Source organism: Streptomyces liliifuscus (assembly GCF_016598615.1).
GTDB classification, from domain to species: domain Bacteria; phylum Actinomycetota; class Actinomycetes; order Streptomycetales; family Streptomycetaceae; genus Streptomyces; species Streptomyces liliifuscus.
In genome coordinates this window covers 368,302-384,206 of record NZ_CP066831.1, presented here as the reverse complement: position 1 = coordinate 384,206, position 15,905 = coordinate 368,302, and the positions used below count along the sequence as shown (strand labels likewise).

Annotated in this window: 15 protein-coding genes and 1 pseudogene; 9 read left to right on the top strand and 7 right to left on the bottom strand. The window is 67.5% G+C overall.

The annotated features are described in order from the left end of the window. Positions 1-314: 314 nt before the first annotated feature. Entirely contained in the window at positions 315-3,638 is a 3,324-nt protein-coding gene (locus tag JEQ17_RS01680; protein WP_200393485.1) for a S8 family peptidase, read from the bottom strand. A 502-nt stretch (positions 3,639-4,140) separates the two neighbouring features. On the opposite strand from JEQ17_RS01680, the pseudogene JEQ17_RS01675 reads away from it, so the two are divergent. Then, positions 4,141-4,313 (top strand): annotated as a pseudogene (locus JEQ17_RS01675) (response regulator); the annotation flags it as partial. Positions 4,314-4,579: 266 nt separating this feature from the next. After that, entirely contained in the window at positions 4,580-4,951 is a 372-nt protein-coding gene (locus JEQ17_RS01670) for a peptidoglycan-binding domain-containing protein (RefSeq protein ID WP_200393484.1), read from the top strand. 130 nt (positions 4,952-5,081) lie between these two features. On the opposite strand, the gene JEQ17_RS01665 is transcribed toward JEQ17_RS01670, so the two are convergent. Beyond that, a complete protein-coding gene (locus JEQ17_RS01665) occupies positions 5,082-5,312 on the bottom strand; it encodes a hypothetical protein (RefSeq protein ID WP_200393483.1) in 231 nt (76 codons plus the stop codon). A 336-nt stretch (positions 5,313-5,648) separates the two neighbouring features. Here JEQ17_RS01665 and JEQ17_RS01660 point away from each other — a divergent pair, with 336 nt between their 5' ends. After that, positions 5,649-6,230, top strand: coding sequence for a hypothetical protein (locus tag JEQ17_RS01660; protein WP_200393482.1), 582 nt, complete (start codon positions 5,649-5,651; stop codon positions 6,228-6,230). Positions 6,231-6,448: 218 nt separating this feature from the next. Here the strand turns inward: JEQ17_RS01660 and JEQ17_RS01655 are convergent, their stop codons facing one another. After that, positions 6,449-7,105: a class I SAM-dependent methyltransferase gene (locus JEQ17_RS01655; protein ID WP_325176232.1), complete on the bottom strand. Its 657-nt coding sequence runs from the start codon at positions 7,103-7,105 to the stop codon at positions 6,449-6,451. Positions 7,106-7,822: 717 nt separating this feature from the next. Between JEQ17_RS01655 and JEQ17_RS01650 the strand changes: the two genes are divergently transcribed. The 5 genes from JEQ17_RS01650 to JEQ17_RS01630 all read left to right on the top strand — a co-directional run bounded on the left by JEQ17_RS01650 (position 7,823) and on the right by JEQ17_RS01630 (position 11,490). Continuing rightward, positions 7,823-8,164 carry a hypothetical protein gene (locus tag JEQ17_RS01650; protein WP_200393480.1) on the top strand — a complete coding sequence of 114 codons (342 nt, stop codon included), beginning with the start codon at positions 7,823-7,825 and terminating at the stop codon, positions 8,162-8,164. Beyond that, positions 8,161-8,787 (top strand): hypothetical protein, encoded by a 627-nt coding sequence (locus JEQ17_RS01645; RefSeq protein WP_200393479.1) that lies wholly within the window; start codon positions 8,161-8,163, stop codon positions 8,785-8,787. Before JEQ17_RS01650 ends, JEQ17_RS01645 begins: the two co-directional genes overlap by 4 nt. A gap of 218 nt (positions 8,788-9,005) precedes the next feature. After that, the gene (locus tag JEQ17_RS01640) at positions 9,006-9,644 is read left to right on the top strand and encodes an RNA polymerase sigma factor (RefSeq protein ID WP_200393478.1); all 639 of its coding nucleotides are present in this window, start codon (positions 9,006-9,008) and stop codon (positions 9,642-9,644) included. Next, on the top strand, positions 9,641-10,255 hold the full coding sequence (locus JEQ17_RS01635) for a hypothetical protein (RefSeq protein ID WP_200393477.1): 615 nt from the start codon (positions 9,641-9,643) through the stop codon (positions 10,253-10,255). The genes JEQ17_RS01640 and JEQ17_RS01635 overlap by 4 nt, the downstream gene beginning before the upstream one ends. A 587-nt stretch (positions 10,256-10,842) precedes the next feature. Further along, positions 10,843-11,490, top strand: a complete 648-nt coding sequence (locus JEQ17_RS01630; RefSeq protein WP_234047994.1) for a CHRD domain-containing protein — start codon at positions 10,843-10,845, stop codon at positions 11,488-11,490. A gap of 141 nt (positions 11,491-11,631) precedes the next feature. On the opposite strand, the gene JEQ17_RS01625 is transcribed toward JEQ17_RS01630, so the two are convergent. Next, the gene (locus tag JEQ17_RS01625; protein ID WP_200393475.1) at positions 11,632-12,708 is read right to left on the bottom strand and encodes a glycoside hydrolase family 5 protein; all 1,077 of its coding nucleotides are present in this window, start codon (positions 12,706-12,708) and stop codon (positions 11,632-11,634) included. A 357-nt stretch (positions 12,709-13,065) separates the two neighbouring features. Between JEQ17_RS01625 and JEQ17_RS01620 the strand changes: the two genes are divergently transcribed. Next, positions 13,066-13,473, top strand: a complete 408-nt coding sequence (locus tag JEQ17_RS01620) for a hypothetical protein (RefSeq protein ID WP_200393474.1) — start codon at positions 13,066-13,068, stop codon at positions 13,471-13,473. 45 nt (positions 13,474-13,518) lie between these two features. Here JEQ17_RS01620 and JEQ17_RS01615 read toward each other — a convergent pair whose 3' ends face one another. The 3 genes from JEQ17_RS01615 to JEQ17_RS01605 form a co-directional block, all read right to left on the bottom strand. Next, positions 13,519-13,731, bottom strand: a complete 213-nt coding sequence (locus JEQ17_RS01615; protein ID WP_200393473.1) for a hypothetical protein — start codon at positions 13,729-13,731, stop codon at positions 13,519-13,521. 376 nt (positions 13,732-14,107) lie between these two features. Then, complete coding sequence (locus JEQ17_RS01610) at positions 14,108-14,605, bottom strand: peptidylprolyl isomerase (protein ID WP_200393472.1); 498 nt, start codon at positions 14,603-14,605, stop codon at positions 14,108-14,110. Positions 14,606-14,870: 265 nt separating this feature from the next. Next, on the bottom strand, positions 14,871-15,848 hold the full coding sequence (locus tag JEQ17_RS01605) for an alpha/beta hydrolase (protein WP_200393471.1): 978 nt from the start codon (positions 15,846-15,848) through the stop codon (positions 14,871-14,873). Positions 15,849-15,905 lie beyond the last annotated feature (57 nt).

Below are 15,905 nucleotides of genomic sequence, written 5' to 3'. Positions count from 1 at the left end.
ATCTGGTGGCAGCCTCTGCGGCGACCACCCCAACATCGCCGCCGCCCTACGCCACACCGCCCGCGACTGCCGCAGACCCTGACCGCCCTCGGCCTCACCGGATGAACCCGGACAGAAAGCGATCAGGCAAGGGACCCTGGCCTCTACCCCGTCGCGATCACGCCCCGCACACGAAGAGGCCCCTGCTCATCGAACAAAGACTCTCTTTGCCGCAACGCACTCATACACGGACGGCCCGCCGGAAACTCTGCTTCCGGCGGGCCGTCCGTGTATGAGTGCGTTCAGCGAACCTGTCGGTGATCCATCGGATCAGGTCACTTCCCGTAGTACGCGTTGTAAAGCGAGATCGTCGACTTGTTGCCCTTCTTGTCGGCGATCTTGGCGTGGAACGAGATCCCCTTGCCCTTGGCCGGGTTCGTGACCGCAATCTTGCTGTTCTTGACGGTGACCTTCTTCCAGGTCTGGCCGTAGTCGTAAGACACATACACCGACAGGGACTTCAGGTTCGAGCCCGCTGCCGAGCCCTGGACGGTCACCGGGACGGAGACCTTCTTGCTGGCCGGAGCCCTGCTGTCCAGGCCGACGGCCGCGTCGAAGCGGATCGAGGACGCGGGCAGCTTGGCCAGGTCGGCCTTCTTGGAGCGGAAGGTCCAGCTGGCGTCGATGCGGGTGGAGGCCGCGGCGACCTTGACGCTGCGCTTGACCGAGGTGGTCAGTTTGTACGCGGCGTCACCGGCCGGAACCGTGAAGATGCCCGCCCCTTCCAGCGGGTCGCTGTTCGAGCCGACCTTGGCGCCGTTGCGATAGAGGGTCGTGGTGACCGACGAGTAGAGCGAGGAACCGGAGTGGGTCTTGCCGTCGGTGAACACCGGCAGGTTGCCGTAAATGCCGTTGCCCTCGCGGTAGATACCGAGACTTGAGCCGACACGCGGGCCGAAGACCGCCGTGTTGAAGGTCTTCCCGTAGCTCTTGCCCGCCTTCAGGGTCTGCGGGGTGCCGAGCGTGTAGAAGGCCTCGACGATCGGGGAGCCGGACTCGTCGACCCCGCCGTGCTGCTCGAAGTCGAGTTTCCACTTCGTCCCGCCCGCGGTGGACAGGCGCAGCGTGCGCGTGCCGGGCAGCTTCTGCAGGACCCCGGGTGCAAAGGTGCTTGTACTGCTGGGCAGTTCGCCCCAGGCGTAGATCACGCCCTTCTTACCGCTCGACGAGGCGCCCAGACCGGTCTTCACCGTGGCCAGTTCACTCGACTTGTAGCGCTTGGTGTAACCGGTGGCGAGCTGCTTGACCTTGCCGCCGGCGAGGGTGTCGTACTCCTCGGCGGGCTTGACCCAGTGACCGCCCCACTGCTGGTACAGGCTGCCGTCGGTGATCTGCGGGCCGGCGTGCGCTGTACGGAAGTTGGCGTACGAGTCCAGCCACCAGCCGTACGAGTTGCTGCCGTCCGGCACGCCGACGGTGTACAACGGCGTAGCGACCTCCGACTTCGCCGCCGCGTCGGGCACGGTGATGTCCACCGGCTTCGCGGTCCGCGCGTCCACCGTGATCGTGGCCTTCTTGGTGATGCTCAGCTTCGGCTGCGTCACCCAGTCGAAGCCCTTGGCGGGGTCGTCCGGGTCGACGTGGACGGCCGAGTTGAAGATGTAACCGCCCTTGGGGAAGCGGACCTTGACGGTGCCGGACTCGTCGTAGGGCGAGTACCACTTGCCCTGGGCGAGCCCGGTGACACCGTCCAGGCTGGCGCTGTAGTACTTCGCCGGGTTGCCGTCACGGCCGATGAACTTGAGCGTGACGTCGTACGACTCCACCTCGCGCTGCACCGTCGCCGCCGTGCTGACGCTCTGGCCGCCGCCGGTCGCGGTCACGTACGCGGAGTAGCCGCCGTCGAGCGTGCCGCCCAGCTTGGTGTTGACCGTGAGGTCGGCGGAGGCCGAGCCGCCCGCCGGGACGGTCAGCGTCTTGGCGCCGAGCGTGAAGAAGCCGGCCGGAGCGGCCTGCCCCTTCGGGTCGGTGGCCGTCACCGCGAGGGTCAGCGTGACATCGGTCTTCCCGAGGTTCTTGTACGTGACCTTGTCGGTGACCGGGGTGTCGTCGGTGTGCGGCCACTGCTGGATGCCGAAGTTCACCGACGTCCGGTCGGCGAGCACGGTCTGCTTGATGGCCTTGTCGACCTGGATGCGGCCCGAACCCTGCTGGAACGGCGTGTACTTGCCGCCCTTGGTGGAGCCGGTCAGCGCGGCCTTGAGCTCGGTGTACGTCCAGTCCGGGTGCTGCTGCTTGAGGATCGCCGCGGCGCCCGCGACATGCGGGGTGGCCATCGACGTACCCGAGATGCTCACGTAGCCGGGCGGCTTCTCGCCGACCTCCTGGGCTATGACGCTGCCCGGGGCCGAGGCGGCCGTGGTGTCCACGCCGGGTGCGGTCACGTCGGGCTTGATCTGCCCGTCGAGGCCGGGGCCCGTGCTGGAGAACGAGGCCAGCTTGTCGGTGTCGTCGACGGCGCCCACGGTGAGCGCGGCCTCCGCGCTGCCCGGGGAGCCGATCGTCTGCTCGCCGAAGTCGCCGTCGTTGCCCGCGGCGATGGCGAAGAGGACGCCCTTCTCCTTGGACAGCTTGTTGACCTGGGCCTCAAGCGGGTCGATGTCGGGTGTGTCCCCGCCGCCGAGGCTGAGGTTCACGACGTCGGCGCCCTGCTCGACCGCCCACTCCATGCCGGCGAGGATGCCGGAGTCGTCACCGAAGCCGTCGTCGCCGAGCACCTTGCCGTTGAGCAGCTGGGCTCCCGGCGCGACGCCCTTGTACTTGCCCGTCGACTTGGCGCCCGTACCGGCGGCGATGGACGCGACGTGCGTGCCGTGGCCGTACTTGTCGGTCGCGTCGGGGGACGTGGAGAAGTTCTTCTCCCCGACCACCTGCTCCTTGAGGTCCGGGTGGGTCGCGTCGACACCCGTGTCGAGGACGGCGATCTTGACGCCCTTGCCGTCGAACCCGGCGGCCCACGCCTTGTCGGCGCCGATCTGCTTGACGGACTTGTCGAGGCTGGCCTTGCGGACGCCGTCGAGCCAGACATGGGCGATGCCGGAGGCGGTCCGCGCGGTGCCGCCCTGCGCGTCGGTGACCGCGGCCCAGAGGTCGGTGGCGTCGGCCTTCGGCGTCAGCACCGCGTCCGCGTTCAGCGACTTGAGGGTCCGGCGGACCTTGGTGTCGCCCGCGTCACGGACGTCGGCCTTCGCCGCCGCGGCCGTTCCGCGGTAGCCGACGATCAGCTTGAGGCCCTGCTTCTGGGCCTTGCGGTTGGCCGACTTGTTGAGCTCGGTGACGTCGAAGAGCCGCTGGTCGAGTCTGCCGTCGGCAATCAGCCGTGCCGCGTCGGCCGGCACGACGAGCGTGTGCCCGCCGGCCGTGCGGATCTGGACGGGTATCCCCTCGCGGCCCTTGGCCCGCTCCAAGCCGACGACGCGGCCCTTGGCGTCGACGACCACACGGTCGCCGGTGATCAGGGTGACGCGGTGCTTGGGCGTGGTCTGTACGGCCTGGTCACCGGCCGTACGCTCGGGCTCCGCCGACGCCGGGCTGGTCATGCCCGCCGCCAGGGCCACGGCTGCCGCCGCGGCGATCGTGGCCACGCACGCTCTTTTCACTTGTCTGAGCAAGTCTCCCCCTGGAGGCTATCTGAGTACTTGTTGTCTTCCGGGTGTAATCACTGGGTTTCTGCTGGTCAGGCGTAAATCTGCCGCCGACCGTTTCGCCATCGAGGCGGTGTTCCTCATGTCGGCTCGTAGGGGCAAGGGTTCGCTTTCGCTCGCCCGCTCGGACCTCCCTATCGCTTGTGGCGTGATGATGGCCCGTCGTGTCCTTGATCTTGACCAACTCGGCTCAGCACCCCCGCGTCACCGCAGAGGCGCCCGAGGCTGGGGACCGCCATCGGTCACAGGCCGGAGCGGTGACTGACGACGGGCGCGTGCGGGAGGGGAAACCGTCTGGCCGCGGCGGGGGCACGTTCAGCAACGGACATCGGTGGCAGGGCCTTTCAACAGTGGCGAAGAGACTCGGCCAGCATGCCGGGACCTCGTTGACCGGATGCTGATCCAACCTGACCGGCCGATCAGGAAGGCGGGCCAGCGCTGTGCGAGGCTGCACCGCATGCGCGTCTTGGTGGTCGAAGACGAGGTCGACCTTGCCCACACCCTGCACACCGGTCTGACCGCCGAGGGCTACAGCGTCGACCTCGCCCATGACAGCCGGCAGGGACTGTGTATGGCCCGGACCGGCGAATACGCTTTTGTCGTCCTGGACTGATGCTGCCCGGACTCAACGCGCAAGGGACCCTGGAGCGCGGGGTTCTGCTCCTCGCAGTGCTGCCGTGAGGCGGCACAGACGTAGCACGAGCTGAGCAGTTTTGGATAAGTCTTCCCTCGTCTTGCTCCCTAGCATGAGTGACATGTGCAACGCCATCACGGACTCAACAGGTTCGTGTACGTGGCGAGAGCGAGCCCAGCACATCAGGCCTTTCACATCGCCTGCTGCCTTTACTGACCCGTGCGGCCGACCAACTGTACGGAACCAAGAGGGGGATACTTCAATGACCATCCGTCACCGAATAGCAGCCCTGGTTGCCACCGTCGCGATGGCGGGCGGCATCCTTGCCGTCGCGCCCTCCGCCGCCCAGGCAGCACCGCCTACGCCGACAACCGGGCGGTCCGAGGTGGGGATCCAGCTCTACTGCGGGTACTACGACGGCACCGCGACCGTACGGCGCGGCAGCAAGGGCAACGCGGTACGTGAAGTGCAGTGCATCCTCAACTACTGGCAGGGCCGCCAGATTCTGAGGGTCGACGGCGACTTCGGCTCGAATACGGAGCACTGGGTGAAGGAATTTCAGAGGGGATGGCGAATCAAAGACGACGGCATCGTCGGCTCGGACACCTGGAACTTCCTGCGGGACGGCGTCTGAGCCTGTCTCCAATGCGGCGACCGTGCAGGTTCGCCGGGGCCGGCGGATGTGAGGTGACGTCCAGTCCGGCTGGTGAGGCGCGGTGGTCGAGCCGGCCTCTTGGAGGTGCACTGCCAGCGACCGCACCACCTCATCCGTCCGACGCGCCCTCATCCACCATGAGTTCGTCCAGTCGCGCCCGTACCGCCCCCACCGCAGTCACCCCCAGATCCGACGGCCACGCTCCCTTGATCCCGGCCCTCTCGACGCCTTCAACGACGCCGCGAAGAATGGCCAGGGTGAGTCCGGCCCACTGCTTCTCGGTGAGGTAGTCAGGCTTGGAAACGGGCTCGGGTGCGGACTGCTGTGTCGTGTGCGGCATGGCCGCTCCCTTCCAGAAATGTCACCGGACGCCCAATCGCCAAGACCACAAGCCGGGCGAACTCATGTGGTCGGAGCACTGTCCTCGGCGTGAACCGTAGTCGGCTACTCCTGGACCAACGGCAGAGGGTGGTGAGTTGCGTTCGGCTTGTTCCGCTGGGACTGATCAGACCGCGTCACGACAACACCGGAGGCACGGCCTGGCCGAGGTCCTGAATGTGCGGATCAAAACCGGCGCAACGGCAGGACGGCTGCGCCGGAAACCCGCAACTCGCCTGCACAGCTGACGGGATGAGACTCGTCGGCCCTGGTCAGGCCAACCAGAGGGAGAAACTCCGTGAGATCCAGGTCAGTAGCCCTTGTCGGCGCAGCAATGACGACCCTCCTCGCCGTCGTCACCGGGACTGCTGGGGCGAGCGCCGCGGTCGGTGATCGCACGGCGTTCGTCGCGGAGTCCCGCGCGGCGGGTCTGAGTACCGAGCAGGCCGTCGGCCTGCAGGACAAGGTGGACGCCTATCTGGCGAAGCTGGCCGGACACGCCACCCAGGTCGCGCCCAATCAGGTCGACCTCGGCGGCGCGGTACTGAACGTCACCGTGCCGGGCGAGAAGCAGCCGCGTCCGCTGGGAGAGGTGACCACGAACGAGTACAACTCCCCCTATTGCATAGGCAGAGCGGACTACCTGTTCTTCTGCGCCTATCAGTACGAGGACTTCCGCGGAGACAACATCGGCATGTATCGGTGTGACTACTACGTCATCCCCTGGTACACGCGCGGCTCGTGGGAGAACAGCCAGACCGAAGGCACTCGACCCAGGACGTACTTCCTGGACGGGTCGAGCTGGCTGATGCCCCCCGCCCACAGCGAACAGGCCAGGAACGTGAACTGGGCACCGGTCTTGCGTATCCGCAACTGCTGACCAGGTGTCCAGCACTACAACCATGAGCGACCTCATACCGTGCTCGGAAGCCGGCCACCGATGAGCCGGCCTCCGGCAGCGACTACCGCGTGGTGTTCGGCGGAGCCGGTCGGCGGATCGGGCTGGAGTACGCAGCGTGTGGCCGAATGACGTCTCGTGACACAAGTGACAGCCGCGCTCGTGGAGCGGACCCGGTCGTGACTACGGGGTCGCAAGACTCATGACTCGACGAAGGGCTTGCGTGCCAACACGTAGCCCTGCGGTGTCTTCTCGGCGGAGTCCGGCCGTCGCGTCATCGTGGCCTGGACTTCGAACCCGGTGTGTCGCAGCAGTTCGGCGATCTCGTCCGGTTGCTGCCGGTACCAGTCGACACAGACGGCTTTGCCGAATGCCTCGGCGCGGTGTCCCTGGTCGTCACCGACCTGGAAGACGAGCATCAACTGCCCACCGGGTGCCAGCACCCGGTGGAACTCGAAGAACACGTCCGATCGGCGCTCCCATGGGATGTGGATGATCGAGTAGTAGGCGAGCAATCCGCCGAGTGAGGCCTGCGGTAGATCCAGGGCCAGCATCGATCCCACCTCGAAGCGGAGGTCCGGGTACGTGCGGCGGGCCACGGCGATCATCTCGGGCGACAGGTCGATCCCGAACGCGTTCAGTCCCAAGCGTCGTAGTACCGCTGTCACCTGGCCGGGTCCACAGCCCACATCGGCGACGGGACCGTTTCCGCCTGCTTGTGCCAGTTCGGCGAAGGCGGCCAGCAAGGCACGGTCGAGTGGCTTGGCGTCCAGGTCGGAACCCACCTTTTGGGCGTACTCCGAGGCCATGACGTCATAGGAGGCTCTGGTCGCGGCGAGAAAGCGTTCGTCGGGCATGACCATGGAGACTAGGCGACGTGCGTGGTGCCACCCGGGATCGTCGACTTGCTACGCCGAGCAAGAACTGCAGGGCTTCCGTAAACCTGCAGGTCGCCATGGTGTCCTGCATGAGCCACCAGAGGGGTGTGTCGCGAAGTGCCGACCATGCGCCGACGGAGTCTCCCCGGACGTTTGTGCTCTGACGTTTCCCGGACCGGATGCTCTTCTGGGTGCCCTTGCAAAGTGAGCCTGCAGGTCCTCCGTGGCGGCTCGTAGGATCTCGTCGTGCGCAGGGTGCATGAGCTGGGTCGGGGGACGAAGTGCGGCTTTCGCTGGTGGAGTTGATGGAGCTGGAGGTGCCGCCTCCGGAGCAAACCGAGCAGGTTCTGGGGCCTGTACGGGACCGGGCCGCCGCCGGGCCGCCGGACGAACTCGACGTCCTCGACCGTCAGTTCTGGTACGCGTGCGTGGGCGCGGTCTGTGACCGGCTGGGGGATCACGACAGCGCCGTACGGCACTTCGGCGCGGGGCTGAAGGAACTCGGCGAGGACAGCGACGACTGGGCGGACGCCGCGTGCCCGAACTCGACACGGCGCCCCGACCCGCAACCGCACGGCCCTTCGAAGCACTCTCCGACTGGGAAGCATTCACGTACACCGGCCACGCTGGGCGCGATGTGTACGCCGGACGACCGCACTCGGCCTCGACCCCGGCCGACCCAACGGGAGACCACCGATGACCACACCCCCGGCCCTGTCGTACCAGCGCGTCACGGACCCGGCGTACGCGCAACTCGCCGCGAACTCCTTCACGTTGGAGGACTTCGGTACCGCGCAGACTCTGTCCGGCCCCTGCCCCCGGTGCGGGCAGCCGATGGAATTCACGGTGGTACGCCGACTGTTGCGCGACAGCGACACACCGGTCCCCGCGGTGACGCCAGCACCGCCCGTCCCCTTGGGGCGTTCGCTGGTGCTGTATTGCACCGTCGACTCGGTGGCGTACGACAACACCCCGGAGGGCGAGTCCGGCTGTGGCGCCTACTGGTCCGTGACCCTTCCCGCAGGAGCAGGCGGATGACCACCGGCTCGACCGGACCGACGAGCGCCGGCGGTCCCGCCGGCGAGGCTGGCCAGGCCGGCCTCGGTGGGCTGCTGCCCGGCCCGACACCCAGCCCCGGCGAACTGCGTCGGGCCAGGTCGGTGCAACGGGCCCTGGCTCAGGAGCTGGGCCGCGTACGCGAGGTCGCCGTCGCCTGGCGGAACGGGCTGGGCGTGATCCTGGCGGGACTGGTCGGCTTCGGCCTCATCAAGGGGCGCAGCGATATTGGGCAGGCGGCCCCGCAATGGGCGGTCACGGCCGGCGTGTTGCTGCTCACAGCGCTCGTCGCCGGCGGACTCGGCGCCCTGAGCCTGTTGCGCGCGGCGCACGGCCGCCCATACGCCAGTTGCGTCGCCGACGTCGGTACGGGCGGTCGGCCCTTCGCGGTCGAGGACCACGAAGAGGCCCTGGCCAGCGCCCGGTACCTCCGCAACGGCATCGTGCTGACCTGCCTGTGCACGGGCCTGCTCGTCGGCGCGGTTGGCGTGACCTGGTACGCCCCGCCCAAGGGACCCGCCGGGGCTACTGATCCGGCAGGGTGGGACCACCTTGTGCGGCGAGGTCGTCTCCGCATGTCGCGGGACCGTCGTCCTGAAGACTGACGTCGTCGAGACCACAGTGAATCTGACCCACGCCGACTCCGTCACCCCGGTCCCCACCTGCCCGGGGACCACCCCGACGCCGTGAAGAGGCGTCACAAGCCAGCGAGAGTCGTTTCGCCGGTAGTTGTGGGAGTCACCCGTCGGCCGAGCCGTCGGCACCCCGGATCTATGATGCACGTCACATGGAACTCGTGGGTGGCGGCGGGGCAGAGCCAGACATGGAGCCACTATTCCGGGCCCGCGTCCGAGCGGGCGACGAGGACTCGTTCAGGGTGCTCTTCCGCGAGCACGGGCGGGCGGTGTACAACCACTGCTTCCGCCTGACCGGGGACTGGTCGGTCGCTGAGGACTGCGTCTCGCTGGTGTTCCTCGAAGCCTGGCGGATGCGGGAGAGAGTCGAGCCGCACGGCGGAAGCCTGCTGCCGTGGCTGCTGGGGATCGCCACGCACGTGGTGCACCACCGGTGGCGCACGGCCCGGCGGCACAGGGCCCTGATGGAGCGCATGCCCCCGCCCGATCTGCTGCCGGACTTCGCCGACGAGGTGGTCGGCCGACTGGAGGACCAGAAGCGGATAGCCGCCGTGCGCACGGCGCTTGACCAGCTGTCGCGGCCGGACCGCGAGGTGCTGGCGCTGTGCGTGTGGGCCGGGCTGGACTACGTCGCGACCGCCGAGGCGCTGGGGGTACCGGTGGGCACCGTCCGCTCCCGGCTGTCCCGGGCGCGCCGCCGACTCGAGAAGCTGGCGCAGAAGAATCTTGACCAGGACACGGAACCTGCGGCGGCGGGACGGCAGCAGACAGGTGACCGCCACGAGGCGGTCCGGCCGAGCGGAGAGAACGGAAGGGGACCGTGGTGAACGGAGACAGGCACCAGAGCGGCGACGTCCAAGCACTACGCCGACTGCTGGCCGTACCGGCCGAGCGGGACCTCCCCGCCGGCCGACGGATCCAGCGTGAGGAACACCTGATGCGCAGTTGGCGGACGATGAAAGAACAACGAACCGGCGGGCGGAGGCGCCAAGTCCAGAAGCGGTTCGCCTTGGGGCTGGTGGCGGCAGCGATCGCGGCAGGTGTGACGGTGGCGGTGCCCAACGGGACGCAGACCCCGGCCTATGCGGTGGAGAAGAATCCGGACGGCACCCTGACGGTCTCCTTCCGCGACCTCGACTGGCGGGGTGACCCACAGCAGTTCGAGAAGCTGGCGCGCAAGATCCGGGCAGCCGGCTTCACGGCGATCGTCGACAAGGTTCCCGCGGGCAAGAGGTGCCAGTTCGATCGGGGAGAGCCCCTCAAGGCGGACAAGTCCGGCAACGGCACGTGGGACTACCGGTATGTCATGACGCATGCGGACACGTATCTGGTCGAGGAGAACCTGCCCGGTCCCGCGCCGAAGGGATCCGGCATGCAGTCAAGCCACTTCTTCAGCCAGACGTTCATCAAGGGCCCGGTCAAGCCGTGCAACCCGTGAGAGCACCGTCGATCGCAGCCGTTCGTTCTGCCTAGCACCCGCATACCGGGCATGTGCCCGGTATGCGGTCGTCCGGGCCCCGACCCGGACGACCGCATCGGACACCTGGACGGATTCCACGAGCACGCCCTCTACTGAGGAGAACAGCAGATCATCCAGCCAGCTGGGGCCGTACTTCGTTCACGATGTAGCACTGTCACCCACCGGATTCCGGGGCAGCCCTTTGGTTCCCACAGCAGCTAGGGACCAAGCGGCGGTCGAGCTGCCTCGATCGTGAGTGTGAACACCTTGTCTGCGATGGGGCCCGTGCCGTAGTGGCAGCCGAGTTCCCTCCTCGGCCATGCCCCCCGGCCACGGCGGGTCGGCGCGCCGTCGAGTCCTGTCGGCCGCTGGGCGGGCTCGCTCGGTGCGGGTTCTCTGTCAGGACCGTGTTCCGAGTGATCGTGGGTCGTTTCAGGGGTGTCTCAGGAGTGTCATCGGCTGATCAGGGTCGTGAGGGCTGTCCGTGTTGTGGGTGACGGACCGCGAAACAGTCGTGGCCGCACTGCTTGAGAGGCCCAACTACCATGAAGAGCAAGCGTTTTGGGATGATCGTCGTATCCGCTGTCGCCGGTGCGCTCGTGCTGACCGCCTGCAACGGTGAGGACGCTGCGACCGGCGCCGGGGCCGGTGCCGCGGTGGGTAGCCCGGCCGCCGGCGGGCACGCGTCAGCCGGTGGCGAGCACGCCGCCGGGGGCGGCACCGTGCAGGATGTCGGCCGCTGGGACAAGAACAAGGAGGGCGCGGCCTTCTTCTCGTCGGTCCTCAGCGGTGCGAACGAGGTGCCGGTCGAGGGCGGGCCGGCCGTCGGTGACAAGGACGGGCACGCGCTCGCCCTGATGCGGATCCAGGGCGACCAGGTCTCCTACGCGTTCACCTTCACCGGGATCGGGACGCCGACGCTCGGTCACCTTCACAAGGGCGTCAAGGGTGTCAACGGCGATGTGAAGATCCCGTTCTTCACGAAGAAGCTGGAGGACGGCAAGAAGTTCGTCTACGGAACGGTTGCCGTCGACGACCAGGACCTGCTGGACGGCATCAAGGCCAACCCCCAGAACTGGTACTTCAACATCCACACCGCGGAGTTCCCTGGTGGTGCTGTCCGCGGTCAGGCCTACAAGCTCGCTCCCGGCATCCACGTCCCCGACACCATGACCGAGGAGACCCTCGACACCCTCGTCGAGAGCACCGGGTAACTGTCACACCCACTGCTGCTGACACCAGGGCTGTTCGGTTCCTGAGGAGCGCGGGTGAGGAGAGGGGCGGCGCCGGAGTCTCGACCTCGTCTTCACGAGGCCGGCTCGTCTACGACGCCGCCCCACTTGGGCGATCAGGAGTCAGGCGGCCGGGAAGTTGTCGGGCGTCGCGATGCGGTCACGGATCCACACGCCCGCGGGCTTCAGGGGCGAGGTGCCGGTCCAGGGCCCGTTGCTGTTGCAGGTTCCGGTCTTGAAGACGGCTCCGGAACGGTTGTCGTCGGAGAAGTTCCAGTTCGTCCAGCTGATCTTCTTGCTGGCCATGAGGTCGAGGTAACGCTGGGACATGGCGAAGTCGTTGCTTCCCTCGCCGGCGTAGTTCTGGGTGCCGAACTCGGTGACGAAGACCGGGAGCCGGTCGGCGGCACGCGAGAGGGTCGCCAGGTACTCGTCGCGGTGCGAGTACGCGTAGAAGTGGAAGGTGTACATGATGTTGGTCGCCCGGACCGGGTTGTTCACCACTTCGGACTCGTTGGCGCCCTCGGAGACGCCGAACGAGGACCACGCACGGGTTCCGACCAGCACGGGGGCATCGGAGTCGATGGCGCGGATGGTCGGGATGATCTGCTCCGCGTAGCTCTTGATCCGCGACCAGCTCACCCCGCTGGGCTCGTTGGCGATCTCGTACAGGATGTTGTTCTTGTCCTTGTTGCGGTTGGCGATGTCGGTGAAGAACTGCCGCGCCTTGCTCAGGTTGGTGTTCGGGTCACCCGGGGTGAGCATGTGCCAGTCGACGATCACGTACATGCCGCGGTCCGTCGCCTGCTGGATGAGGGAGTGGGCGAGGTTGGTGAAGTGCTGCGGGTTCGTCTCGTACCCGCCCTCCTGCACGTAGGTCGAGACACGCAGGACGTCGGCCTTCCAGTCCTGCGCCAGCGCGTTGAGGGAACCGCTGGTCAGGCAGTGCGGGTACCACTGGGTGCCGTGTGTGCTCATGCCGCGCAGCTGGATGGGGTTTCCGCGGCTGTTGCACAGCTTGGTGCCACAGACCTTGAGCTGTCCGTTGCTGCCGACCGGTGTGGCCGCGGGTGCCGCGGCCTTCCGGTCGGTGGTCGTGGAGGCGGAAGCGGTGGGAAGGACGCTCACGAGCAGGAGCAGGACGCTGCTGAGCAGGGCTACGAGCGCAGCGGGACGCAACGACCGTGGGGGAGCCGTCATGTGAACTCCGATCACATAGCTGTCCGATAGGAAACTTTCCTATTAGTAGAGAAGCAAGGGACCTCGCTCGCATCAAGAGTCCTGACGTCATCGGAAGTTCGAGGCGTTCACATCTGAGAGTGAACGGCGGGGCGCACATGCCGACTCGTCGGTGATCCCCGCCGACGGCGGGCCTTCACGTTCGGCATCTCGACAAGCGCCTGGCCCTGCGTGACCGGGAATGGGCTAGCCACGGCCCAGACGGTCCATCAGTATCCCGTGATGCCGGTGCCAGCGGTCAGCGCTCGGTAGACCGCACATACGCGGCCGGCGGAGATCCAACAGGGAATTCTGATCGCCGCAACCAGGGGGACAATGATGAACATCCGCAAGAGCGCCACCGCGTGTCTCGCCGCAGCGTTACTCGCCAGCGGTGCACTCGCCGCCGCACCAGCCGCCCAGGCGCAGCCCGCCGACGCGACGGGCGCGCTCTCCTGCTACGGCAGCGCCAAGTCGTTTTCCAAGCCTGCGGGAGATCTGTTCTACCCCGCCGCCGGCCATCTCACAGCCACCAGCAACTGCAGCGACATCAACATCAAATCAACCTACAACGTCTACGTCGCGGCATGCTTCTTGCCGACCTCTGGTGGAGAGTACTGTCAGTCGAACTGGACATACGCTCCCGGAGGCCAGTGGACTGTCGTCGCGACGAGTGTCGTGGACGGTACACGCTTCTACTTCGCCTTCCGCTCGGCCGCAGCGCACTCAGGCGTCTGGGCAGCCTGATATCCGAGTTCAGGGTTCACCGAGGTGCCCATCCACTCCACCGTCTCAAGTCGTGAAGGACACGGAATTTCCGAGCAGTTGGGCGGCCATGGTCTGGCAGGCCGGGGTCTTCGACGTGGCGGAGAACGAGGATGGCTGCACTATTGCGGTCGTCCGGGAGGGGCTGCAGCACAGTCCGGTCAGGACCTGAGCCAGGGCGAGCCATGCGTTCAGGCTCGCGGGCAGTGCGGTGTTGTCCGGGTCGTTGCGGGGTGCCACGGTCCGGAAGCCGGTCTCCGTGAACCCGGGTGTACGGGTTGATCGTGCCGGTCGTGAAGCCCGGACCCGGAGGCGCCCAGCAGGGAGCCCCACTGCTGTCGGTCTTGGGGCCGCCTTGCCGTCGGGCTCCAGGACTCGTGCCGCCACGGATGCTGCCAGTGATGGGAAACGCCCATGCGGTCGATGCCCGCATCCTCGGGCATCGACCGGTGTTCTGTGGGGTGTGTCATCCGCTGCTCGACCGCGGCCCGCACGTGGGTGGCGGGCACGATGAAGGTGCGTCCGACTGGGGAGCCCCTGTGGGGCCCCGGGCGGCGGGTGGATGCGCGGCCGGACAGGCTGCGTCGGGTCGGCGCCACTGCCCGGGGCCAAGGTCCTACTTCTCCAGGACGCCCGAGGAAGCGATCTCGATCTTTCCGCGGGTGGCACCGGAACGTGAGCCCAGGGACTCGATCTTCTTCACCAGGTCCTGGCCTTCGACGACTTCGCCGAAGACCACGTGCTTGCCGTCCAGCCACGGTGTGAGCACCGTGGTGATGAAGAACTGCGAGCCGTTGCTGTCGGGGCCGGAGTTCGCCATGGACAGCAGGAACGGCTTGTCGTGCCTGAGCTTGAAGTTCTCGTCGGCGAACTTCTGGCCGTAGATGCTCTTGCCGCCGGTGCCGTCACCGCGGGTGAAGTCGCCGCCCTGGAGCATGAAGTCCGGGATGACACGGTGGAAGCCCGAGCCCTCGTATCCGAAGCCGTGCTGGCCGGTGGCCAACTCACGGAAGTTCTGCGCCGTCTTGGGGACGACGTCGTCGTACAGGTCGAAGACGATCCGGCCCGCGGCGCTGCCGTCAATGGTGATGTCGAAGAAGACGTTGGTAGACATAAGGGCATCCTGTCACGGCGCCGCGTGCTGCCCTGGAGCCGCCCTGGTGCGCCCGCCAAGAAGAGCAGATTCCGAGGCTGCCCACCGCGATGGTTCTCGCCGTCCACGTGTCCCGGTGACAGAGCTCGGACGTGCCGTGCTCGGCGGATCGGACCTCTGCCGCGTCTGCAGCCGTGAGGACGGAGAGGGGGCGAACCATGAGATCTGGACCAGCTTCTGACGGGTGCCGCTGGCTGCGGTCCGGGTGGTGAGTGCGCCGGTGGCGCTATGCGGCGGAGTCCGACAGCAGGAGTCGGGCGAGCCAGGCGGTGCGGGTCCGGCGGGCTTCGGCCGAGATGCGGGCCTGCGGGTACAGGGCGTCGAAGCCGTGGAAGCCGCCTGCCCAGACGTGGAGTTCGGCCTGGCTGCCCGCCGCCCAGAGGCGGGTGGCGTAGTCGGTGTCCTCGTCGCGGAAGACTTCGGCGGAGCCGGTGTCGATGTAGGTGGTCGGCAGGCCGGAGAGATCGTCGGCCAGTGCGGGCGAGACGTAGGCCGGTACCTGGGCGTCGGTGAGGTCACCCAGGACGGCACGCCATCCGAACTCGTTCATCTCGCGGGTCCACACGCCGGAGCCGCCGGAGTACTGGCGGCTGGAGGTGCTGGTGTTCCGGTGGTCGAGCATGGGGCAGATCAGCATCTGCGCGGCGATCGCCGGGGTGCCGAGATCGCGGGCCAGCAGGGTGACGCCGGCGGCGAGGCCACCGCCCGCGCTGGCGCCCGCGACCACGATCCGGGAGGGATCGATGCCCAGTTCGGCGGAGTGTTCGGCGACCCAGAGCAGTCCCTGGTAGCAGTCGTCGACCAGGGTGGTACCGGTGGCCTCGGGTGCGAGCCGGTAGTCCACGGAGACCACGACGGCGCCGAACTCGTCGAGCCACTCCAGGGGGATGTCGATCTGCGAGAAGCGGTCACCCATGACCATCCCGCCGCCGTGCATCCAATAGACGCAGGGTGCGGCGCTGGAGCGATCGGTGTTCGCGGGGCTGAAGACCGACAAGGGGATCGGGGCACCGTCCTTGGCCGGAACGGTGACCTCGCGCCGGTCGACCTGCCGGTGGGCGAGGAGAGGCTCGACGGGTGTCGACGGCAGCCGGCGCAGTTGCGCGAGTACTTCTGGGCTGAGCTGGGACATGAGGGGCATGTCGGCGAGCAGCTCACGCAGTTCGGGGTCCAAGGCGGGTCGAGTGGGTCGTGTTGTGGTCATGGTCGCGGCCTTTCGTGGGGTGGGGGCGGACGGTCGGGTGAGGAGAGGGGCTGCTCG

Excerpts from the sequence above, each read along its gene's own strand:
- JEQ17_RS01625 (WP_200393475.1), bottom strand. The coding sequence starts at position 12,708 with ATGACGGCTCCCCCACGGTCGTTGCGTCCCGCTGCGCTCGTAGCCCTG.
- JEQ17_RS01630 (WP_234047994.1), top strand. The coding sequence starts at position 10,843 with ATGATCGTCGTATCCGCTGTCGCCGGTGCGCTCGTGCTGACCGCCTGC.
- JEQ17_RS01650 (WP_200393480.1), top strand. The coding sequence starts at position 7,823 with ATGACCACACCCCCGGCCCTGTCGTACCAGCGCGTCACGGACCCGGCG.
- JEQ17_RS01665 (WP_200393483.1), bottom strand. The coding sequence starts at position 5,312 with ATGCCGCACACGACACAGCAGTCCGCACCCGAGCCCGTTTCCAAGCCT.
- JEQ17_RS01655 (WP_325176232.1), bottom strand. The coding sequence starts at position 7,105 with ATGCCCGACGAACGCTTTCTCGCCGCGACCAGAGCCTCCTATGACGTC.
- JEQ17_RS01620 (WP_200393474.1), top strand. The coding sequence starts at position 13,066 with ATGAACATCCGCAAGAGCGCCACCGCGTGTCTCGCCGCAGCGTTACTC.
- JEQ17_RS01640 (WP_200393478.1), top strand. The coding sequence starts at position 9,006 with ATGGAGCCACTATTCCGGGCCCGCGTCCGAGCGGGCGACGAGGACTCG.
- JEQ17_RS01605 (WP_200393471.1), bottom strand. The coding sequence starts at position 15,848 with ATGACCACAACACGACCCACTCGACCCGCCTTGGACCCCGAACTGCGT.
- JEQ17_RS01645 (WP_200393479.1), top strand. The coding sequence starts at position 8,161 with ATGACCACCGGCTCGACCGGACCGACGAGCGCCGGCGGTCCCGCCGGC.
- JEQ17_RS01670 (WP_200393484.1), top strand. The coding sequence starts at position 4,580 with ATGACCATCCGTCACCGAATAGCAGCCCTGGTTGCCACCGTCGCGATG.
- JEQ17_RS01610 (WP_200393472.1), bottom strand. The coding sequence starts at position 14,605 with ATGTCTACCAACGTCTTCTTCGACATCACCATTGACGGCAGCGCCGCG.